The sequence below is a fragment of the Duganella sp. CF458 genome (genome assembly GCF_900113115.1).
Classification (GTDB): Bacteria; Pseudomonadota; Gammaproteobacteria; order Burkholderiales; family Burkholderiaceae_D; genus Rugamonas.
The window spans coordinates 47,706-70,176 of the sequence record NZ_FOOF01000015.1; the positions used below are offsets into that span (position 1 = coordinate 47,706).

15 protein-coding genes are annotated in these 22,471 nt (G+C 63.2%); 8 read left to right on the forward strand and 7 right to left on the reverse strand.

What is annotated here, in order from left to right:
- The first annotated feature begins 5 nt into the window (after window positions 1–5).
- From BM269_RS21940 to BM269_RS21950, 3 genes are read left to right on the forward strand one after another with little or no spacing between them, the layout of a single operon-like run.
- On the forward strand, window positions 6–1,238 hold the full coding sequence (locus tag BM269_RS21940; protein WP_090442131.1) for an acyl-CoA dehydrogenase family protein: 1,233 nt from the start codon (window positions 6–8) through the stop codon (window positions 1,236–1,238).
- A gap of 41 nt (window positions 1,239–1,279) precedes the next feature.
- Window positions 1,280–5,710 carry a PAS domain-containing protein gene (locus tag BM269_RS21945; RefSeq protein ID WP_090442135.1) on the forward strand — a complete coding sequence of 1,477 codons (4,431 nt, stop codon included), beginning with the start codon at window positions 1,280–1,282 and terminating at the stop codon, window positions 5,708–5,710.
- Window positions 5,707–6,636 carry a diguanylate cyclase domain-containing protein gene (locus BM269_RS21950; RefSeq protein WP_090442138.1) on the forward strand — a complete coding sequence of 310 codons (930 nt, stop codon included), beginning with the start codon at window positions 5,707–5,709 and terminating at the stop codon, window positions 6,634–6,636. Before BM269_RS21945 ends, BM269_RS21950 begins: the two co-directional genes overlap by 4 nt.
- Here BM269_RS21950 and BM269_RS21955 read toward each other — a convergent pair.
- From BM269_RS21955 to BM269_RS21965, 3 genes are read right to left on the reverse strand one after another with little or no spacing between them, the layout of a single operon-like run.
- Window positions 6,627–7,085: a MaoC family dehydratase gene (locus BM269_RS21955; protein WP_170860456.1), complete on the reverse strand. Its 459-nt coding sequence runs from the start codon at window positions 7,083–7,085 to the stop codon at window positions 6,627–6,629. The genes BM269_RS21950 and BM269_RS21955 overlap by 10 nt on opposite strands.
- Window positions 7,085–8,245 carry an acyl-CoA dehydrogenase family protein gene (locus tag BM269_RS21960; RefSeq protein WP_090442146.1) on the reverse strand — a complete coding sequence of 387 codons (1,161 nt, stop codon included), beginning with the start codon at window positions 8,243–8,245 and terminating at the stop codon, window positions 7,085–7,087. Before BM269_RS21960 ends, BM269_RS21955 begins: the two co-directional genes overlap by 1 nt.
- A 10-nt stretch (window positions 8,246–8,255) precedes the next feature.
- Entirely contained in the window at window positions 8,256–9,446 is a 1,191-nt protein-coding gene (locus BM269_RS21965) for an acyl-CoA dehydrogenase family protein (RefSeq protein WP_090442149.1), read from the reverse strand.
- A gap of 278 nt (window positions 9,447–9,724) precedes the next feature.
- Here BM269_RS21965 and pepA point away from each other — a divergent pair, with 278 nt between their 5' ends.
- Both pepA and BM269_RS21975 read left to right on the forward strand, forming a co-directional pair.
- Complete coding sequence (gene pepA / locus BM269_RS21970; protein ID WP_090442152.1) at window positions 9,725–10,639, forward strand: flocculation-associated PEP-CTERM protein PepA; 915 nt, start codon at window positions 9,725–9,727, stop codon at window positions 10,637–10,639.
- A gap of 308 nt (window positions 10,640–10,947) precedes the next feature.
- Window positions 10,948–11,811 (forward strand): head GIN domain-containing protein, encoded by an 864-nt coding sequence (locus tag BM269_RS21975; protein WP_090442154.1) that lies wholly within the window; start codon window positions 10,948–10,950, stop codon window positions 11,809–11,811.
- 88 nt (window positions 11,812–11,899) lie between these two features.
- Here the strand turns inward: BM269_RS21975 and BM269_RS21980 are convergent, their stop codons facing one another.
- The gene (locus tag BM269_RS21980) at window positions 11,900–14,059 is read right to left on the reverse strand and encodes an NHL repeat-containing protein (protein WP_090442158.1); all 2,160 of its coding nucleotides are present in this window, start codon (window positions 14,057–14,059) and stop codon (window positions 11,900–11,902) included.
- Window positions 14,060–14,282: 223 nt separating this feature from the next.
- Complete coding sequence (locus BM269_RS21985) at window positions 14,283–16,529, reverse strand: carboxy terminal-processing peptidase (RefSeq protein WP_090442161.1); 2,247 nt, start codon at window positions 16,527–16,529, stop codon at window positions 14,283–14,285.
- A 250-nt stretch (window positions 16,530–16,779) separates the two neighbouring features.
- Between BM269_RS21985 and BM269_RS21990 the strand changes: the two genes are divergently transcribed.
- Window positions 16,780–18,777: a methyl-accepting chemotaxis protein gene (locus BM269_RS21990; protein WP_090442164.1), complete on the forward strand. Its 1,998-nt coding sequence runs from the start codon at window positions 16,780–16,782 to the stop codon at window positions 18,775–18,777.
- Here BM269_RS21990 and BM269_RS21995 read toward each other — a convergent pair.
- Together BM269_RS21995 and BM269_RS22000 are read right to left on the reverse strand one after the other, a co-directional pair.
- Entirely contained in the window at window positions 18,704–19,213 is a 510-nt protein-coding gene (locus BM269_RS21995; RefSeq protein ID WP_090442167.1) for a hypothetical protein, read from the reverse strand. The two genes, BM269_RS21990 and BM269_RS21995, sit on opposite strands and share 74 nt — an antisense overlap.
- Window positions 19,214–19,765, reverse strand: a complete 552-nt coding sequence (locus BM269_RS22000) for a thymidine kinase (RefSeq protein WP_090442170.1) — start codon at window positions 19,763–19,765, stop codon at window positions 19,214–19,216.
- Window positions 19,766–19,904: 139 nt separating this feature from the next.
- On the opposite strand from BM269_RS22000, the gene BM269_RS22005 reads away from it, so the two are divergent.
- A complete protein-coding gene (locus tag BM269_RS22005) occupies window positions 19,905–21,281 on the forward strand; it encodes a pyridoxal-phosphate dependent enzyme (protein WP_090442173.1) in 1,377 nt (458 codons plus the stop codon).
- Window positions 21,278–22,456, forward strand: coding sequence for a trans-sulfuration enzyme family protein (locus BM269_RS22010; protein ID WP_090442176.1), 1,179 nt, complete (start codon window positions 21,278–21,280; stop codon window positions 22,454–22,456). Before BM269_RS22005 ends, BM269_RS22010 begins: the two co-directional genes overlap by 4 nt.
- Window positions 22,457–22,471: the final 15 nt, after the last annotated feature.

The following is a 22,471-nucleotide window of genomic DNA, read 5'->3' on the forward strand; positions in this document are numbered from 1 at the left end:
CCGGCATGGACTTCGACTATTCCCCGCGCACCAAGCAATTGCAGGCGCGCCTGCTGGCCTTCATGGACCAGCATATCTACCCGAACGAACAAGCTTTCCACCAGGAGGTGGACCGCAACGGCCGCGAACAAGGCAACCGCTGGATGCCCACCGAGCTGATCGAGCGCCTCAAGCCGCTGGCCCGCGATGAGGGTCTGTGGAACCTGTTCCTGCCCCGTTCCAGCCGCGCGCCGGAAGGCTTGTCCAACCTCGATTACGCGCCGCTGTGCGAGATCATGGGCCGCGTGTCCTGGGCGGCAGAGGTGTTCAACTGCTCGGCCCCCGACACCGGCAATATGGAAACGCTGGAGCGCTACGGCACGGAAGAACACAAGCAACGCTGGCTCGAACCGCTGCTGCGCGGCGAGATCCGCTCCGCCTTCGCCATGACCGAACCGGCGGTGGCCTCGTCCGATGCGACCAATATCGAAACCCGCATCGAACGCGATGGCGAGCAGTATGTGATCAACGGCCGCAAATGGTGGATTTCCGGCGCCGGCGATCCGCGCTGCCAGGTCTACATCACCATGGGCAAAACCGATTTCGACGCGCCGCGCCATGCGCAGCAGTCGATGATCCTGGTGCCGGCCGACACGCCGGGCCTGACTGTGTTGCGTCCTTTGCCGGTGTTCGGCTATGACGACGCGCCGCACGGGCATTGCGAAATGGTGTTCGAAAACGTGCGCGTGCCGGCCTCGAACATCCTGCTGGGCGAAGGCCGCGGCTTCGAAATCGCCCAGGGCCGCCTGGGTCCGGGCCGTATCCACCACTGCATGCGCGCCATCGGCGTCGCCGAGCGCGCGCTGGAACTGATGGTGCAACGCCTGACGTCGAGGATTGCATTTGGCAAGCGGCTGTCCGACCAGGGCGTGTGGCGCGAACGCATCGCCGAATCGCGCATCAGGATCGACACCGCGCGGCTGCTAACCCTGAAAGCGGCCTATATGATGGACACGGCCGGCAACAAGGTGGCCCAGTCCGAAATCGCCATGATCAAGGTGTTGGCGCCCAACGTCGCGCAACAGGTGCTGGATTGGGCCATCCAGGCCCACGGGGCGGCCGGTGTGTCGGACGATTTCCCGCTGGCCTACCAGTGGGCCGGCAACCGCACCCTGCGCCTGGCCGACGGCCCGGACGAAGTGCATCGCAACGCCATTGCCAAACTGGAAATTGCGCGCTTCTCGTCTACGACAAGCTAAGCTATCATCATCCTGCAGTCACTCTTCCGAAAGGATGTGCCGTGCAGGACGAATCGAGCAAGCCCTTGCCGCCGTTGCGGTCGCAGATCGCGCTGCTGGCTGCGGCCTGCGCCGCGCCTACGCTACTGGCGGTGGCCCTGCTGCTGGTGTACTTCCAGCAGCGCGACCTGGGCCGCGCGGAGTTGCAACTCCAGCGCATTGCGCGCGCGACGGCGGCCATCCTGGACCGCCAGTTGCTGGCAGCGGAAGCGGCCGCCATTTCACTGGCTAGCGGCCCCAGTGCCCGCAACGGCGACCTGGTGGCACTGCGCAGCCAGGCTACCGGCGCCCTGCCATCGACCTTGCCCTACCAGTCGCACGTCGTTTTCACGGATAGCGGCGCAGCGCAGCTCATTGCCGGCAATGCCATGCCCATCGACCGCGCCGCCAACGCGGCCCGCATCAAGTTCGCGCCCAACGCGCGATCCGCCGTCAGCCTGTTGCGCGCGAACGGCAAGGAGCCGGCCCACCTGGCAGTCGACGTGCCGGTCCAGCGCCCGGGCAAGCCCGCCGCCCTCAGTGTGCTGCTGCCGGCCGATGCGCTGGACAAGGTCGCCGAGGAGATGCAGCTGCCATCGGGCGCCGTGATCGCCGTGCTGGCGCCCAACGGGAATGTGGTGGCGCGCAGCCACGACGATGGCCGGGCAAGCGGGCAAGCTGCGGCCGATGCCTTGCATGGCCTGCCGCTGCAGGTCGGCTACCTGCGCGGCGCCGACAGCCCATGGAGTGTGTCCGTTGCCGCTCCGGCGCCAGGTGCGCTGGTCGCATTCGATGGCTTGGCTTTCGGGCTGACGGCCTTGCTGGCGGCACTGATATTGGCCGGCTTTGCCGCGGCGGCTTTGGCCGCACGCCGCATCGCAAGCTCGATCGAAGCGCTACACGCGCCGGCCCAAGCCCTGGCCAGCGGCGCGCCTATCGTCGCACCGCGCGTGTCCTTCCAGGAGGCGCGGCAGATCGGCGACACCCTGCTCCGCCTCGATCGCGACCTGACCCGTCACCGGCAGGACCTGGAGCGCGTGGTCGAAGAACGTACCCAGCAACTGGAAAATTCCAACGCCCTGCTGGAAACGATCTACGCCACCGCGCCGGTCGGCCTGAGTTTTGTCGATACCCGCTTGCGCATCCTGATGATCAACGACTACCTGGCCTCGATGAACGGCTTGGCGGTCAACGACCATATCGGGCGCCGCTTCGATGAAGTGATCAGCGACCGCGACCTGGCGGCACAGGTGAACCAGGCCTACCGCCGGGTGCTGGCCTCCGGCGAGGCGGTGTCCAACACCGAAATCACCGGTAGCACTGCGGCCAAGCCCGGCCGCAGCAGCCACTTCATCACCGGGTATTACCCTGTCTTCGGCGCCGACGGCGCGATGGTCGGGATTACCACCGTGCTGATGGATATCACCCAGCAGAAGGACACGGAAGCAGCCCTGCGCCAATCCAAGGCCCTGATCAAATCGGTGCTGGAGAACATGCCGGCCATGGTATTCGTCAAGGACGCCCAGCACCTGCGCTTCGAACTGCTCAACCGTCAAGGCGAACTGCTGCTCGGCCGACCGCGCGAAGACCTGCTCGGCAAAAGCGATCGCGATTTCTTCCCGCCCGAGCAGGCGGCTGCCTTCCAGGCGGCGGATCGCAAGGTGCTGGCATCCGAGCAGGAAATGGAGATCGCCGAAGAAGCGGTACGTATCGGCGCCGGGGAAATGCGCTACCTGACCACCCGCAAGGTGGCGCTGCGCGACGAACGGGGCATTGCCACCCACCTGCTGGGCATTTCGCTCGACATCACGGACCGCAAGCGCGCCGACGAAGCGTTGCAGCAAACCTCCCTCAGCCTGGCCCGCAGCACCAACTTCCTGCATACGGTGACGGAAAACCTGCCAGGGCTGGTGGCGTACTGGGACGCGCAATTACGCTGCCATTTCGCCAACAAGTACTTCCTGGCCTGGTTTGGCAAGACGCTGGAACAAGCCATGGGCGAACCGATCGAACACGTGCTGCCGGCCGCCCTGCTGGACCAGATCCGGCCGCACATCAATGCCGTGCTGAACGGCAGCCCGCAGCACTTCCTGCGCGAGCTGGAACTGCCGTCCGGCGAGCCGCGCTATACCTGGATCAATTTCATTCCCGACCGTGGCGAATCGGGCGCCGTACGCGGCTTTTATGCCCTAGGCTCGGATGTTACTGAACTTAAGCGCGGCGAATTGAAATTGCAGGAGCTGAATGAACAACTGATGCGGGCACGCGACCGCGCCGAAGCCGCCAGCCGTGCCAAGAGCGAATTCGTGGCCAACATGAGCCATGAGATCCGCACCCCGATGAATGCCATCACCGGGCTGGCGCGTTTGCTGGAAGAAGCGCCGCTGGAGCGGCGCGAACGCAGCTATGTCAGCAAGATCCAGCTTGCGACGCAAAGCCTGCTTGGCGTGGTCAACGATGTACTGGACTTCTCCAAGATCGAGGCCGGCCAGCTCCAGCTCGAACAAACGCGCTTCAACCTTGAGCAAATGCTGGCCGGGACCGCCGTGCTGGTCGCCAACGGCGCCTGGGACAAGGGCGTGGAACCGGTGTTCGACATCGCTCCCACACTGCCGGCCGACATGGTAGGCGATGCGATGCGCCTGCAGCAGGTGCTGCTCAACCTCCTGAGCAATGCCATCAAGTTCACCGAGCGCGGCGAAGTCGTGCTGGCCGTTCGCGAGGCGGCCGGCAGCGCCAATTCCCTGACACTGGAATTCACCGTACGCGACACCGGGATCGGCATTCCGGCCGAACAGCAGCACCATATGTTCGACGCTTTCTCGCAAGGCGACAGCAGCACCAGCCGCCGCTATGGCGGCACGGGACTGGGGCTGGCCATCGCGCGCCGCCTGTCCGACCTGATGGGCGGCGTGATCACGGTGGAGAGCTCGCTGGGCCGCGGCTCGACCTTTCGCTTTACCTGCCCGCTGCAGCGCATTGCCGGCGGCGGAGCGCAGGAAGCGCCGGCCAGCCTGCGCGGGCTGACCGTGCTGGTGGTCGACGATAACGCCACCGTGCGCCAGGTGCTGCAGCGCACCGGCAAGGCGCTGCAATGGACCACCAGCGCCGTCTCCAATGCGCTCGAGGGCTTGCAAGCCCTGCGCGAGCGCCGCTATGACCTGCTGGTCCTGGACAGCGCGATGCCCGCCACCGACGGCATCGCCATGCTGGTGCAGGCGCGCGACGAGAACCTGCCGGTACCCAAGGTCGTCATGATGGCGTCGGAACGCTCCAGCGACGACCTGCAGCAATTGGCCGACAGCCTGCAGATCGACGCCGTGCTGGCCAAGCCATTCACGCCATCGCGCCTGCGCGATGCGTCCCTGGCCGCCCTCACCGGCGCCAACCAGCCGGAGCAGCGCAGCAGCCACGCCGCCCTTTCCGGCAGCCTGGCCGGCATGCACGTGCTGCTGGTGGAAGACAATGAGATCAACCAGGAGATGGCCCGCTATATCCTGCTGGCCTGCGGCGCGCTGGTGGAAGTGGCATCCAACGGTGAGATTGCGCTGGACATGCTGCGCGACGACCCGCAGCGCTTCGATGCCGTGCTGATGGACCTGCAGATGCCTGTCATGGACGGCTACCGCGCCACCGAATCGATCCGCTCCATGGGCCTGCGCAGCTTGCCCATCATCGCCATGACCGCCAATGTCATGCCGGAAGACCGCCTGCGCGCTATCGAGGCGGGAGTGGACGCGCATATTGCCAAGCCGATCGACGTCGACGAAATGATCGCCACGCTGACCCGTCTCGCGCCGCTGCATCCCGAGCTGGCCAGCACCAGCCAGCAAGGCCTGGCGCGCGGCGAACAGCGCAGCGACGGGTGTCCGGCCATGGTGCCGGGCATCGACCTGGAGGCCGCGCTGCGTCGCGTGGCAGGCAACTATGCCGCTTTTGCCGGACTGCTCAAACGCTTCGAAAATTCGCAGGGCGACGCCGTGCGGGAAGTGCGCGACTGCCTGGCGCAGGACAAGCGCTATGCCGCCACACGCGTGCTGCACCGGCTGAAAGGCGTGGCAGCCAACCTGGGCGCAACCGACGTGGCACGCCTCAGCGCGCAGGCGGAAGCGGCCGTCGCCGAGGGCCAGGACAGCTCCGCGGCCGCCCTGCTGCTGTCGCTGGAACAGGCGCTCGCGGTGGTGATCAACGCCGCGCGCGAGCTCCCGGTCCCGGTGCCTGCGGCCGCCGGCAGCGCCGCGGTTTCCAACCTGCCGCAAGCCCTGGGCGACCTGCAGATGCTGCTCAGGAACAGCAATATGCGCGCGCTGGCCGCTTTCAAGGCCCTCGGCCCGGCCCTTGAGCAACGCTGTCCCGACCTGCTGCCCGGCCTGGCCAATGCCATTGAAACACTCGACTTCACCGACGCCGAACAACGGCTGCAGGAAATCATGAAACGGGAGGAAACCGCATGACATGGACCGACCAGGCGCGCAATGGGCGCCTGCTGATTGTCGATGACGCCATGGAGAATATCCAGATCCTCAACCACGTGCTGGGTGGGGAGCATGAAGTCTTGTTTGCCATGAATGGGGAGAAAGCGCTGGAGTTGGCGCACCAGCACCAGCCCGACCTGATCCTGCTGGACGCCGTCATGCCGGGCATGGACGGCTACGAAGTCTGCGCCGCCCTGCGTGCCTCATCGGATGTGCGCGATATCCCAATCATTTTTGTCACCGCGCTGACTACGCCCGAGGACGAAACGCGGGCGCTGGAAGCGGGTGCGGTCGATTTCATCACCAAGCCGTTCAATGTGGCCGTGGTGCGCGCCCGCGTCCGCACACACCTCACCCTGAAGCGCCAATCCGACGCCATGCGCGAAATGTCGCTGACCGATGCCTTGACCGGCGTTGCCAACCGGCGCAGCTTCAATGAAGCGATCCAGAACGAATGGCGGCGCTGCGCGCGTTCGGGAACTCCGCTGTCGGTCATCATGATCGACATCGACCATTTCAAGCTCTACAACGACGCCTACGGCCACCAGGCCGGCGATGCCTGCCTGAAGCAAGTAGCCAGCACCATGCTGCAATGCGGCGGGCGGTCGCCGGACCTGTTGGCGCGCTATGGCGGAGAGGAGTTCGTCATCCTGCTGCCGCAGGTCGACGCGCCGGGTGCGGCGACGGTGGCAGAACGCATCCTGGCCAGCGTGCGCGACCTGGCCATCCCGCACCGCATGTCCTCGGCCGGCGATACCGTGACCGTGAGCCTTGGCGTGGCCACGCTCATGCCGGACCAGGGCGGCGCCCCGGAAACCCTGGTACGCTGCGCCGACGACGCCCTATACCGGGCCAAGAACGATGGCCGCAACCGATTCTGCGTTGAGGGTTGCGATCAGGTGTAGCGGCGCATCAGGAACTGCGCCACGCAGGCGGGCTTTTCGCTGCCCTCGCATTCGACTGTCACTTCCCAGGCCAACTGGTGGCCGCCGGCCACCGCAGCGATGCTGCGCAAGACCACGTGGCCACGCACACGGCTGCCGACCGGCACCGGCGCCGGAAAGCGCACCTTGTCCAGGCCGTAGTTCACGCCCATGCGCATGTCTTCCATGAAGACCGCGTCCTGCAACAGCCCTGGCAGCAGGGACAGGGTCAGGAAGCCATGGGCCACCGTGCCGCCGTAGGGCGATTCGGCGGCAGCGCGTGCCGGATCGGTGTGGATCCACTGTTCGTCGTTGGTCGAGGCGCCGAACGTGTTTACCCGCTCCTGCGTGATATCAACCCAGGCGGATACACCGACTTCCTGGCCGACCAAGGCTTCCAGTTCTGCTACGTTACGCACCAGGCGCGCCATCAAGCTGCCTCCTTGAATCCCGCCTGCGCGATAAAGCGCTCCAGGTGGTGATCCGCATCGCCCAACGTGATCTCGATCATCGCCAGTCGTTTGAAATAATGGGCGACCGGCAGTTCGTCCGTCACGCCCATGCCCCCATGCAGCTGTACCGCCTGCTGGCCAACGAAGCGCGCAGCCTGGCCGACCCGCGCCTTGGCGGCGGAAACCACGCGGCGCCGCTCCCCGTCGTCGCTCGACGCAACCTTGACCGCAGCCAGCATGGCCATCGAACGTGCCTGCTCGAGGTGAATGAACATGTCGGCCATGCGATGCTGAAGCGCCTGGAACTTTCCGATCGGCGCGCCGAACTGCTGGCGGGTCTTCAGGTATTCGAGGGTTGCGGCGAAGATGGCATCCATGGCGCCAATGGCTTCCGCGCAGAGAAGCGTCGCGCCGTAGTCGGCGCCTGCCTCAAGCAGTGTCCAGCCTTTGCCCTGCTCGCCGAGAAGCGTGCCATGAGCCTCGTTGAATTCAACCGTTGCGGCACGCTGGCCGTCGATGGTCCGGTAGTCGGTGACCTGCACGCCGGTTGAGTCGGACGGCACCACATACAGCGAAATACCGTCGGTATCGCGCTGGGCACCGCTGCTGCGTGCGGAAACAATGAAGGCGCCCGCCTGGCCGCCGTGCAGGACGACCGTCTTGCGGCCGGAAATGTGGCTGGAAACGAGGCTGGAAACGCGGCTGGAAGCCCGGCCGGCACCGGAACCGTCCGTCGCCAGCACGTCGTTCAACGCGTGGCGCGCTTGCTGCTCACCCAGCGCGCACGCCAGTTTCAGCTGGCCGGCGGCAACACGCTCCAGCAAAGCTTCCTGGCCTCCGGCCAGTTTGAGAAACTGGGCGCCGAGCACGGTGACGAAGTACGGTTCGACCACCAGGCCGCGCCCCAGTTCCTGCATCACAACCATCATATCGACCGCGCTGCCGTTGAAACCGCCCTGCTCCTCGGGTACCGGAAGCGCCAGCATCCCCAATTCCGCCAGCGTGGCCCAGGCCTGGTCCGAGACGCCAGACTCCGAATGAATGATCCTCCTGCGCACCTCGAAGGTGTAATCCTTGTCGACCCAGCGACGCAGCGCATCGGCGAATTGTTGTTGTTCTTCCTTGAATGTGAAGTCCATGCCGCCTCCCTTACAGTCCCAGGATCATCTGGGTGATGATGTTCTTCTGGATCTCGTTCGAACCGCCGTAGATCGAGGTCTTGCGGAAGTTGAAGTAATAGCCCGCCAACGGCGCCGCATCGTCGTCGCCGGCCAGGGCATGTTCCCGTTCGCCTTCCAGGTAAGGCGGATCGAACGGCAAGGCTTGCGGGCCAAGGGCGTCCACCATCAGTTCGGTCAGCATTTGCTGGATCTCGGAGCCGCGCACCTTCAACACCGAAGCCTGCGGACCGGGCCCGTGCGCCTCCTGGGCAATGGTACGCAAGACGGTCACCTCCAGCGCCATCAACTCAATCTCCAGGTTCGCCACGCGCGCTGCGAACAAGGGATCGTCCAGCAACGGCTTGCCATTCTTTTGCTGCCGGTTTGCGATCTTCTTCAGGAAGAGCAGTTCACGCTTGGATCGCCCGACCGCTGCAATGCCGGTGCGCTCGTGCCCGAGCAGGTACTTGGCATAGGTCCAGCCCTTGTTCTCCTTGCCGACCAGGTTCGCCACCGGCACGCGTACATTATCGAAGAAGACTTCATTCACTTCGTGGTCTTCGTCCAGCATGATGATCGGTCGCACGGTGATGCCAGGGGTCTTCATGTCGATCAACAGGAAGGAAATGCCCTCCTGCTTGCGCACGTTCTGGTCGGTGCGCACCAGGCAGAAGATCATGTCGGCGTGCTGGCCCAGCGTGGTCCAGGTCTTCTGGCCGTTGACGAGGTAATGGTCGCCCTCGCGCACGGCGGTGGTTTTCAAGGAAGCCAGGTCGGAACCGGCACCAGGCTCGGAATAGCCCTGGCACCACCAGTCGGTGCAATCGAGAATGCGCGGCAGGTAATAGGCTTGTTGTTCGGGGCTGCCGAAGGCCATGATGACCGGCGCCACCATATTGACTCCAAACGGCAGGATGGGCGGAGTGCCGGCAATGGCGCACTCCTCCTCCCAGATGTGGCGTTGGGTGGCATCCCAGCCAGGGCCGCCGAATTCGGTCGGCCAGGCCGGCGCCGCCCAGCCCTGCTTGGCGACGATCTGATGCCAGCGCACATAGTCTTCGCGCTTCAGGCGAAGGTGCTTACGGACTTTGTTTTGCAGGTCGGCCGGCAGGTTCGCCGCCAGAAAAGCACGCACGTCGGCGCGGAAGGCCTCATCCCTGGCAGAGTAATTCAGGTCCATGCTGTCTCCTTGAAATGGTCGCGCCAGCAAAATTAGCACGACCGTTTCAAAGAGTCTACTGCGCTCTGCTATTTAGCCCGGCGGTGAGAAGCAAGGCTGTCGAGATTTCTTACACTTCAATTCGTAAATACGAACTTCATAGTCACCTGCTTACATAAACTATTGTTTTCTAAGGGACTAGAAAGAACTGGCACGGCGATTGCACTTAGGAAGGCAGGCCCGCGGCAGGTCAAATCAGCGGCAATCACTGGCACCATTGCTAATTCAGGAGACATACTATGAAGGTCCTCCGCAAACTGCTTCCGTTGGCTTGCGCAGCCAGCTTATTGTTGGGAGTTACAGGCGCACAGGCTGACGTGATAGCGCCGTTCGACATAAAGGATGGCGCGGGCAACACCTTGGCATCGGAAGTCACTCGCCTTGACTGGTCGTCGAACGGCACTGGCCTGGCGCGTGGCGTTGGCCCGTTTGCTACTCCTTTGACGAACGGGCAGACCTTTGAATTCCTGTACCAGGCGACTATGGTTGGCAAGAATGGCGGTTCGGGGACCTCGAGCCTGGATGGCCGCCTTGACGGTGAATCGAACGGCATCGCGACCGGCGACTTTGAATTCACCATCGCCGCCAGGATGGTGGAACAGGTAACCTTTGCTGCAGGCGGAATCGCGACCTTCGGCCTGGCAGGCACCAATGCCACCAACAAGGTCGCGATCTATTTCGATACGCAACGTAACGCCAACACCTTGACAGGCCAAGGCTTCGACGACGGCATCATGGTCGCATTGCTGACCATCGATTCCAACACGTCGTCGTTTTTCGTATTCAACCCTGGCCCAACCAACCCTAACGGCCAAGGTTCGGCCAAGCTGACGGCAAGTATCATTGAGGCGGTTGACTTCATCAATCCTGACTACTTTGAGGGCGTGATGAGCCTGATCTTTGGGATGGATTTCGAGTCGAGCCTGAACTATCCTGCCGGATCGGCGTCGACACAGGGCTTCCACCGTAATATGTCCAGCAATAATGGCGACCCGTTCTCGACGGTATTGCCAGTGCTGAGCGGCCCCGGCAGCGACATCATGTTCAAGGTTGATGGCGACAGCGGCTTCGTGGCCGAAGTGCCGGAGCCAGGCACGATGCTGCTGATGGGCCTCGGGCTGTTCGGGTTGGCTGGAATGCGCCGCCGCCTCTAGGGTGGACAACTGCTTGTGTTAGGAAGAAGCTCAATTTTTCGTGGGGGTTCATTTCGCCCCCACGAAAGTGCTTTTGACTGCGGCAAACCCCACACGCACTATAAAGAAACGCCGCAGATGGCCTATCCGCGGCGTAAAGAAGGGGTATATAACTAGATTGTTCTCAGCAGCAGCGCTGCCGGGCCGGCAGGTGTGCCGACACTTTCATATTATCAATTTCCACAACTCAGCACTCAATTTCTGCATTTCGTCGCATTTCAGCCATAAGTTTGGGCGATAGCCGATAGGATGTTCTCATCCCATTTAGCATGCACAACAAGGACCTGACCATGCGCGCCAAGCTTCCCCTCGCAGCCCTGCTCTCCCTCAGCCTTGCCGGCTGCGTCGTCGTGCTGAACGACAGCAGCGACTACGTCAAGGGCAATGGAACGACCGCCACTGAAACCCGCTCCATCGCCAGCGCCACTGGTTTGCGCGTTGAAAACCGCCATCGCGTTTCCATGGAGGTCGAAGTGAAGGTGGGCGGCGCACCGTCGCTGGTGATCGAGGGCGACAACAACCTGGTGCCGCTGGTGCATACCGAAGTGCGCGGCGATACGCTGCGTGTGTGGACCGAAGAGCGCATGGACAGCAGCAAGCCGATTCACGTGCGCTACACCGTGCCCCGCCTGGAAAACATCGAATCGAGCGGCTCCGTGCGTACCGACGTCCAAGGACTGGCGGGCGGCCCGCTGACGGTTTCCCACGCTGGCGCCGGGTACCTGGAATTGCGTGGCCAGGTGGACCGTCTGGATATGCGTCATAGCGGATCGGGTCAGTTGTACGCGAACGGTCTCGACAGCAAATCCGCGGTGGTCGACATGGTCGGTTCGGGCCGCGTGAATATTGGCTCGGTGCGCGGTGACTCGTTGCGCGTGTCATCCTCCGGCTCCGGCAGTTTCTACGCCCGTGGCATCGTGCACACGCTTGACGTGCAGATGCAAGGCTCGGGCAGCGCCCAACTGAACGACCTGCGCGCAGACGAAGCAAACATCACCAGCAACGGATCCGGCGGCGTGCAAGCCTGGGTACAGCACAAAGTCGAGGCCCGCTCCAACGGTTCCGGCCGCATCGCCGTCACCGGCAACCCATCCCAGCGCAGCATGTACGGCCGCAACACCTCGATTCAATAATAAAAGTCGGGGTCAGCTCTGGCAACCGGACATTTCGCGCAGCGAAATGTCCGGTTGCCAGAGCTGACCCCGACTTTTAATTTGAACGTCAGTTGATCGTCAGGGCGAGGTCGCGGCCGGCTGCGGCGATGTTTCCGGCATAGTCGGCTGCGTAAATGCGCAGCGTGTAGTCGCCCGGGGCGAGTTGGCTTACTTTCCAACGGCCGGGCGTGACTTCGCCCTGCGATAGTTGGCTTAGCAGCGAGTAAGTGAAGCGGGTGGACTTGCTGCCGTAGACGGTGATGCCGCTATCGGCGGAGTACACGACCTTCACTGCTTCGCGCTGTTTGGGAAGCTGGTCGTAAGTCTGCATGATGCGCGGCTGCTCGTAGCCCGGCACTGGAACGCCGTCAGCCTGCAGCAATTGATAGCCCAGCTCATACAGCCCAAGGCGTCGCCGCGCAAGGTTGCCGTCCATCTTGTCGAAAGCGTCGACCACCACGTTCACTTCCCCCAGTTCGCGCGACACTTCAAGGCGCTTGCCCTTTTTTCCAGGCAGGCGCTTGTCGTTGGCGTCGTACAGGGCGATACCCTGGATGACAGGCGCAATGGTATCGCGCAGGCCGGGGAATGGCAGCGCCAGCGGGTTTACCACGCGGCCACGATCGTACAGGTTAAGGTGGACGTGGGCCATCTGGTTCACCACGCCAAGTTGTTCTCCGACGTAGAAACGCGTGCCTCGGCGCACCCGCACGCGTTCCGGCTTGCCCTTATCGTTCAGCAGGAGCTGGAATCGGTCGTCCAGTGCGCGGTTCTTTTTGTCGCGGCCGACCTTCATGTGGATGTAGCTGGTCGTGCCGAGGTTGATGCCTTCGCCGAGCGAGGCAAATGCCCAGTTGGGGAGCGGATCGCTGACCTTGGCCTTTTCCACCACGTGCACCGAGCTGCCGACGTCGGCCTGCACGTCGAGGCCCGCGTGGAAGTGGTGGCGGCTGTCGCCGTCGTAGCTTCCCCTCACCTCGCCCATCAGGCCCACCACTTCGTGTGGCTGGTTTTGCGGCAGGACGGGCCAGGGCATCGGTCCCTGGTTGCGCTGGGTCATGATGTCGCTTGTCGTCGCCTCCGGCACGGCGGCCGCTGCCTGCTCCGCCGCGCGCGCGGTGCCGATCAAGGGCAAGGTGGCTTGCGTTGCCGGTGCGGCAGGTGCCACAGCCTTGGCCGCGGCTGGGGCCTGGCTTGCGCCGGCATGCATCACGCGGTGCAGGCGTTGCGCCGGTCCGTCGGTGAGGAACAGGGTTCCATTCGGGGCCAGCGCCAGGCTGCGCGGGCCGTAGACCTGGATACTGCCATCGAGGCCAGTGGCGGGGTCGGCGGGACGCTCCGCATCGGGCATTCCGGCCAGGCTGCCATCCGGCGCCAGTTGCAGCAGCCGGCCGCGCGAAGAAGCAGCGATATAGACGAAGCCATCATGGGTTACCGCCAGCGCCATCGGGCGCCGCAACAGCGGTTCTTTTTCCAGTTCGGGCGCCACGGCAATGGTCAGTACCGAGCCATCCGGGTTGATGCGGCGCACGGCATCATTGCTGGTGTCGGCAATGTAGATGCCGTCCTTGCCGACCGCGATGCCGCAGGGCGTATCGAATTGCGCCGCCTCGCCGATGCCGTCCATGAAGCCGGGAAGTCCGCTGCCGGCCAACGTAGTCACGCTGCCATCGGGAGCGATCTTGCGAATCCTGTCATTGTAGGTATCGGCGACATAGACCATACCCGCCTCATCGACTGCCACGCCGACCGGCCCGTTGAATTGCGCCTGCGCGCCCTGCCCGTCCGCAAAGCCGGCCACGCCGCTGCCTGCCAGCGTCGACACCGTACCGTCAGCGCTGATCTTGCGGATCGCATGGTTGCCCGTATCGGCGACGTAGACATTGCCCTGCTTGTCCAACGCTATACCGGAAGGCGTGTTGAAGGCAGCGGCGGAACCGACACCTTCACGATAGCCCTCGAGCCCTCCCGCCAGCACGCGTATCCTGCCATCCAGCCCCAGCACCGACACGGTATTCGTCTCGCCGCCATCGGAGAAGTAGACATTGCCCTGCTTGTCGGCCGCGACGCCATACGGATCGGCCAGCCCGGCATCGAGCAAGGTTTCCAGCCGCGCCGCCCAGGCCCTTTCGGTCGGCGCCGGCCCTCGCTTGATCAGCTCCGGCAAGCGGGCCACGACCTTGGCCGCCGGCGCGGGATAGTAGAAATAGCCACCTGCACCGGCCATTGCCAGTACCGCAGCTCCCAAAACAGTCAATTTGATAGATGTACGCACAGGCAGGATTCTACCGTCCCCCAGCCCTGGCTGCAGGCGAAAAAAAAGCCCGCTCTGGGAGCGGGCTGAAGTCTATTTCCTTGGAGGAGAATAGAGGAGACAGGTGCAAGTATGCTGCGGCGCGGTATATCCGTCTACTTTATTGTAGTAATACTAGATATAACCAAACGCAATATCACTTGTCGTTCACGTAAGGCAGCACACGGCTGGCCAGGCGGGTATCGGTGCGCAGCACGCTCACCTCGTCGGCCAGGATATGCACTGCCTCGTTCAGCAATACGTCCTTGGCATTCTTGGCTGCCTTTTCGGCATCCAGTTCCGCGGACAAGGAACGCTCATCCGCCTGCAGGCCATCGTCGGTGCGGATCGCGCCACGAACCTGGCTGGCCTGGCGCTGGGCGGCGCGCGGGTTGGCAGGTTTGGCGGCAATCGCCTTGTTCAACGCGTCTTTCGGGTCCGCCACCAGGATAGGATCGTCCGGCGATGGGCCGGCGGCCATGCGCTGTTCACGCAGTTTGGCACGCGCTTCCTGTTGGTCGCGCTCCTTGCGGCGCACCGTTTCGTTCAACGAGACCACGTTGTCCGCGCGCTGCTTCTTGACGTAGTTGATGTCGTCGAGCAGGTACTGGTAGTCCTTGTCCTTGGCCACGCGTGCGTCGTGCTTCTTGTCCAGGATCGGCACGATCTCCTTCAACTCGCCGGCCGGGATGTACACCGCAGGCTTGATCTGGGTGTATGGCAGCGCGTTGTCGTAGCTCGACTCGCCGAAGTTCTCGGCATCGCTGGTGGAAGCCAGCTTGATGTCCGGCGTCACGCCGCGCAGCTGGGTAGTACCGCCGTTGATGCGGAAGAACTGGGCAATGGTCATCTTCAGTTCACCGAAGCGCGATTTGTCGCTCTGGCCGAAGCGGTCCAGGTTGACCAGGGTCTGCACGGTGCCCTTGCCGAAGCTAGGCTCGCCGATCACCAGGCCGCGGCCGTAATCCTGGATTGCCGCTGCAAAGATCTCGGAAGCCGATGCCGAACCGCGGTTGATCAACACGCCAACCGGGCCGTCCCACGACAGGCCGGGCACGTTGTCCGCTTCCACTTCCACTCGGCCTTCGGCATTACGCTGCTGCACCACAGGACCACGATCGATGAACAGGCCGGTCAGCTCCACCGCCTCGGTCAGCGAACCGCCGCCGTTGTTGCGCAGGTCGATCAGCACGTTGTCGACCTTCTCTTTCTTCAGCTCGCCCAGCAGGCGGGCCACGTCGCGCGTGGCGCTCTTGTAGTCCTTGTCGCCCTTGCGGCGCGCATCCCAATCCTGGTAGAAGGTCGGCAGCGAAATCACGCCGATGCGGCGCTTCACGGCGCCATCCTTGACTTCCAGGATCGAGCGCTTGGCCGACTGCTCTTCCATGCTGATTTTCTTGCGTACCAGGGACAGCACGTACGGTTTGCCGTCCGGACCGGCATCGGCGCCCAGCACCTGCAGCTTGACGGTCGAATCCTTCGGACCGCGGATCAACTGCACCACGTCGTCGATGCGCCAGCCCAGCACGTCGGTGTACTTGTCAGTTTCACCCTGTGCCACGCCAACAATGCGGTCGCCCACTTTCAGCTTGTTGGACAGGCCGGCCGGGCTGCCAGGCACGATTTCGCGGATCACGGTGTATTCGTCGCGGTTCTGCAGCACGGCACCAATGCCTTCCAGCGACAGGCGCATGGAAATGTCGAAGTTCTCGGAGGCGCGCGGGCCCAGGTAGTTGGTATGCGGCTCGATCGACATGGCATACGCGTTCATGAAGATCTGGAACACGTCTTCGCTGTTCAGCTTGCGCGAGCGGCTCACGTAGTTCTCGTAGCGCTTGTCCAGCGTTTCGCGGATCGATTTGTCGTCCTTGCCGGCCAGCTTCAGGCGCAGCCAGTCGTTCTTCACGCGTTTGCGCCACAGGTCTTTCACCTCGGCGTCCGACTTCGGCCAATCGGCCTTTTCACGGTCAAACTGGTAGCTCTCGTCCTGCGAGAAATCGAACTTGGTCTTCAGCAGCTCGCGGGCATACGCCATGCGGTCCGCGAAACGCTGCTGGTACAGGTTGTAAATGGTGAACGGCGTTTGCAGGTTTTCGCTGGTGATCGCGTCGTCCAGGCGCGACTTTTCCTTGTTGAAGGAATCGATATCGGCCTGGGTAAAGAACAGCTTCTCGCCGTCGAGCGATTTGAAGTAGCGGTCGAAGATCTTCTCCGACATCGCGTCGTCCAGCGGCATGGCCTTGTAATGGTAGCGCGACAGCACGCGGGACGCCCACAAGGCGGCCTGGGTTTGCTGTGCTGCAGGCTTGACAGGTACATCTGTCGCCTTGTCTGCCTGGGCCGCGCTTGCATAAGCGGTCATCAGTGCCAGGGACATGGTGGCCAACAGGGTGTGCTTCTTCATCGGCTTGCTCCGAACGTAGGTGATTCTATAAGAATAGTGCTAATCCCATTCTACAGGATAGGACACTCTCGAGGAGAGAGCGATGACGGCCAGTGTGCTGCGCTTCACTTAAGCCAGGCTGAAGGCTGAGCTTCCTGCCAAGATTTACGCTAAGTCATTGAATATACTGAGAAACATTTTGTAACAGGCGATATTTCCGCACGACAACGAGATATCATATCGGCCCTTCCCCAAAAATAATCAAGAATCCATGTCCACTCTTACGCCCCCTGCGCGTAGCTGGAGCGTCGGCAGCAAGATCGCCGCCTTCACCTTCGTGCTTGTCAGCGCACTGTTAGCGCTACTTATTACCTTCATCAACTGGAACAGCACCGCCATGCTGGAGCAGCGTGCGCATGACCAGGTCGCAGCCGACCTGAATGGCGTGGCAAACATGCTGGACGTGTTCAATGCGGCCATGGTGAACGATGCCGGCAGCTACGCCCGCCAGTTTGCGGCGTACGTGCCAGGCCCATTCGAGCTCGATGGCGGCCAATTGTCCGCCAACGGCAAGGCCGTCAACAACGACTTCGGCATTCCCGACAGCTTCACCGCCCAAACCGGCGCCATTGCCACTATCTTCGCCGCCGACGGCACCGATTTCGTAAGGGTGACCACCTCGGTCAAAAAGGAAGACGGCCAACGCGCAGTCGGCACCAGGCTTGATCACAACAACCCAAGCTATGCCATGCTGCGCGAAGGTCGCTCCTATACCGGCCTGGCGCAGTTGTTCGGCAAGCCGTACATCACACAGTACGACCCGGTCAAGGATGCCTCCGGCAAAGTGGTTGGCGTGCTGTTCATCGGCCTGGACATCAGCAAGAACATTGCGGCCCTGAAGGACAAGATCAAGGGCATCCGCATCGGCGAAACCGGCTATGTTTATGTGCTGAGCGGTGCCGCCGGCAAGGACTACGGCACGCTGCTGGTCCATCCGGCCAAGGAAGGCGCATCGATGCTCGACACGAAGGACAGCAACGGCAAGGCCTTCATCCAGGAGATGCTGGAGAAGAAGACCGGCGAGATCCGCTACATGTGGGCGGATGCCGACAGCAAAGCATCCCCTCAGGAAAAGCTGCTGGTGTACCGCTATTTCGACGACTGGAAGTGGATTGTCGCCGGCGGCACCTACGTCCATGAGATCACCAAGGACGCCGTCACTGCGCGCAACCGTTATGCGGTATGCGGCATCGTCGCCCTGCTCGCCTTCGCCGCCAGCCTGTTGCTGCTGGTGCGCGCCATCGTGACCCGCCCGCTGGTACAAGTGCAGGATGCGGCCGGCCGTATCGCAGGCGGCGACCTCACCGTGCGCCTCGACGTCACCACCGGCGACGAAATCGGCAAGGTGCTGGGCGCCATGAACGGCATCAGCGAGCGCCTGGCCAATGTGGTTGGCGGCGTGCGTGAAGGGGCCGACCAGATCGCCACCGCGTCGTCTGAGATCGCAGCCGGCAACCAGGACCTGTCGGCCCGCACCGAACAGCAAGCTTCCAGCCTCGAAGAAACGGCAGCATCGATGGAAGAACTGACCTCCACCGTGCGCCAGAACGCCGACAACGCGCGCCAGGCCAATGCGCTGGCACGCGAAGCGTCGGACGTAGCCTCGCGCGGCGGCCAGCAGGTCGCGCTGGTGGTCGAGAAGATGGGCGCCATCAACGAAGCGTCGCGCAAGATCGAAGACATTATCTCGGTGATCGACAGTATCGCTTTCCAGACCAATATCCTGGCCCTGAATGCGGCAGTGGAAGCGGCACGCGCCGGTGAACAGGGCCGCGGCTTCGCCGTGGTGGCCACCGAAGTGCGCAACCTGGCCCAGCGCAGCGCCGCCGCGGCGCAGGAGATCAAGGGACTGATCGCCAACTCCACGGGCGAAGTCGAAGCCGGCGCCAAACTGGTCGAACTGGCCGGCGCAACGATGGATGAAGTGGTCAACAGCGTGGGCCGCGTGACCGACATCATGGGCGAAATCAGCGCCGCCAGCGAAGAACAGCGCGCGGGCATCGACCAGGTCAACCAGGCCATCGGCCAGATGGACCAGGTCACGCAGCAGAATGCCGCCCTGGTCGAGGAAGCCGCCGCGGCGGCAGCAGCCATGCAGGATCAGGCCGAAGCGCTGGCACGCGAAGTGCGCGCCTTCAAGCTGCCGGCCAAGTCCATGAATGCAGCCAAGGGTAATGCGTCCAAACGTAGCCTCCTGCGCCTGCAATAATCAGCAATGGCCATGAACGCATGGCCAGCTTCCAGTCCGCCGCAGAGGGCCAGCAGGCCAGGAACTGCGGCGCAATCAAAAAGGCCAGGCCGGCGTCCAGGGGCGTGAAATGCCAGGCGCCGCGCGTGCGCAGCACGGCAATCCACCAGGGAATCAGCACCAGCAGCACCGGTGCCAAAGCGGTCGGCGCGGAGTTGTACCAACTCGCGTTGGCGAGCTTGACTTCGCCCAATCGGTAGCCATTTCCCTCGCGGCGCGGAATGATCGACAGTGAAACCGGCCGCGCAAACGTGAGCAGCCCGGCCAGGAAATGCGCCAGCTCATGGCACAGGGTGCCGGGAAGCTGCAGCAGCGTGAACACCACATAGCGCCGCGACAGCACCCAGATTGCCAGCGCCAGGCATAGCGACGGCGTGAGGTAAAGCAGCCTATCCAATCAGGCCGTGTAGAAACAGCGGCCGCAAGCCTGGCGATAGGCCTCGTTGCCGCCAATGCTGATCTGCTCGCCTTCGCGAATGCGCTCGCCCTTCTCGTCCACGCGGATATTCATCGTGGCTTTTTTGCCGCAGGTGCAGATATTCTTGATTTCTTCGATATCGTCGGCCAGTGCGAGCAGGTAGGACGAACCCGGGAACGGTTCGCCGCGAAAATCGCTGCGCAACCCGTAGCAGATCACCGGCACGCCCTTGGCTTGGGCCAGTTGGTGCAGCTGCTTGACCTGTTCCGGCGCCAAGAACTGCGCCTCGTCGACCAGCACGCAGGCCACCTTCTGCATATCCTGCAGGAAGTTGGTCTCGGACGAGAACAGCTCGACTTCGCGCTGCGGTCCCAGGCGGGAGGTCACCTTGCCCACGCCGTAGCGGTTGTCGATGGCGGCGGTGAAAAGGCGCACGATCAGGCCCTGCTCTTCGTAGTTATGGGCGACCTGCAGCATGGAGGTCGATTTACCTGCGTTCATCGCAGAATAGCGGAAATAGAGTTTTGCCACGGTAGAAATTATTTTAAAAGTCGCTGCGGGATTATACGCGAGCCGCCAACCATCAAAAAAGGTATAAGCTAGCGCAAAGATATTCCTTCTTGGTTCAATCGGATCGCCACACAATGCGCGTTTTTCGCAAGGAGAGAAAATGCAGAATACCCGTCCTGCAGCTTTGTTCAGCCTGATCGGCAATACACCGCTTGCCGAAGTAACCCGTCTTGACACCGGCCCATGCCGGCTGTTCCTCAAGCTCGAATCCCAGAACCCCGGCGGCTCCATCAAGGACCGCATCGGCCTGTCCATTATCGAAGCGGCCGAGCGCGATGGCCGGCTCAAGCCAGGCGGCACCATCGTCGAAGCCACGGCCGGCAATACCGGCCTGGGGCTGGCCCTGGTCGGCGCCATCAAGGGCTACAAGGTGCTGCTGGTGGTACCGGACAAGATGGCGACCGAGAAGATCCTGCACCTGAAGGCGCTCGGCGCCGACGTGCGCATCACCCGTTCGGACGTCGGCAAAGGCCATCCCGAGTACTACCAGGATTACGCGGCACGCCTGGCCAGCGAGCTTCCGGGGGCCTTCTTCGCCGACCAGTTCAACAACCAGGCCAATCCGCTGGCCCACGAAACCACCACCGGTCCCGAAATCTGGGAGCAGATGGCACGCGAAATCGACGCCATCGTGGTGGGCGTCGGCTCCTCCGGCACCCTGACCGGCCTGGCACGCTACTTCCGCAAGGTGGCGCCGCACGTCAAGTTCATCCTGGCCGACCCCAAGGGCTCGATCCTGAAGGAATACGTGGACACCGGCAAAGTGGCCGACACCAGCGGTTCCTGGGCGGTGGAAGGCATCGGCGAAGACTTCATCCCCGCCATTGCGAACATGGACGCGATCGCGCAGGCCTACACCATCACCGACCAGGAAAGCTTCGACAGCGCGCGCGCCCTGCTGCGGGCCGAAGGCATCCTGGCCGGCTCCTCCACCGGCACCCTGCTTGCCGCCGCCCTGAAATACTGCCGCGAACAGACCAAGCCGCAACGCGTGGTGACCTTTGTCTGCGACACCGGCACCCGCTACCTGTCCAAGGTCTACAACGACAGCTGGATGTTCGACCAAGGCCTGCTGCAACGCCAGAAGCTGGGCGACCTGCGCGACCTGATCGGCCGCCTGTTCGAAAACGGCGACGTGGTCAGCGTGGCCCCAAGCGACACCCTGCTGATCGCCTTCAATCGCATGCGTGCAGCCGACCTGGCACAGTTGCCTGTGATCGAGAACGGCAAGCTGGCAGGCATCATCGACGAGTCGGACATCCTGCTCAAGGTCGAAAATGACGCTGCCCAGTTCAAGAGCGAGGTCGGCGCCACCATGACCAGCCGCGTCGAGACATTGGCGCCATCCGCCGGCACGCCCGCCCTCCGTGATACCCTGGACCGTGGCTTGACCGCCGTGATCGCAGAAGGCGGCAAGTTCTATGGCCTGATCACCCGCTACGACCTACTTAACCATTTGCGCAGGACCTTATCTTGACCGATAAAAAAACCAAAGCCCACCTGGCCACGCGCGTCATCCACGCCGGCCAGCACCCGGATCCATCGACCGGCGCCATCATGCCGCCGATCTATGCTACTTCCACCTTCGTCCAGCAAAGCCCGGGCGTGCACAAAGGCCTGGATTACGGCCGCTCGCACAATCCCACTCGCTGGGCGCTGGAGCGCTGCGTGGCCGACCTGGAAGGCGGCGCGCAAGCGTTCGCCTTCGCCTCCGGCCTGGCCGCCATTTCGACCGTGCTGGAACTGCTTGACGCGGGCTCGCACATCGTGGCCGGCGACGATATGTACGGCGGCACCTTCCGCCTGTTCGAACGCGTGCGCCGCCGCAGCGCCGGGCACGAGTTCACCTATGCCGACCTGACCAACCCGGAAAACCTGCTGGCCGCCCTGCGCCCGGAAACCAGGATGGTGTGGGTCGAGACCCCGACCAACCCGATGCTCAAGCTGGCCGACCTGGCCGCCATTGCCCGCATCTGCCGCGAGCGCGGCATCCTGGCGGTGGCCGACAACACCTTTGCCAGCCCGATCGTGCAGCGGCCTTTGGAGCTGGGCTTCGACATCGTGGTGCACTCCGCAACCAAGTACCTGAACGGCCACTCGGACATCATCGGCGGCATCGCGGTTGTCGGCGACGAGGAGCGCCAGTCGGCCTGGCGCGAACAACTGGCTTTCCTGCAGAATTCTGTCGGCGCCATTGCCGGCCCGTTCGACGCCTTCCTGGCGCTGCGCGGCGTCAAAACACTGGCAATCCGCATGGAGCGTCATTGCAAGAGCGCCCTGGAACTGGCGCGCTGGCTGGAACGCGAGCCCAAGGTCAGGAAGGTGTTCTACCCGGGCCTGGAATCGCATCCCCAGCACACGCTGGCCAAGGCGCAGATGGATGGTTTCGGCGGCATCATCTCGATCGACCTCGATACCGACCTGGCCGGTGCCCGCCGCTTCCTCGAACGCTGCGAAGTGTTCGCGCTGGCCGAAAGCCTGGGCGGCGTGGAGTCGCTGATCGAGCACCCTGCCCTGATGACCCATGCATCGATTCCCGCGGTGCAGCGTGCCGTGCTGGGCATCGGCGACGGCCTGATCCGGCTCTCCGTCGGCATCGAAGATATCGAGGACTTGCGCCAAGACCTGCGCAATGCACTCGACGCCATCTGAACGTCCCTGCAGCAA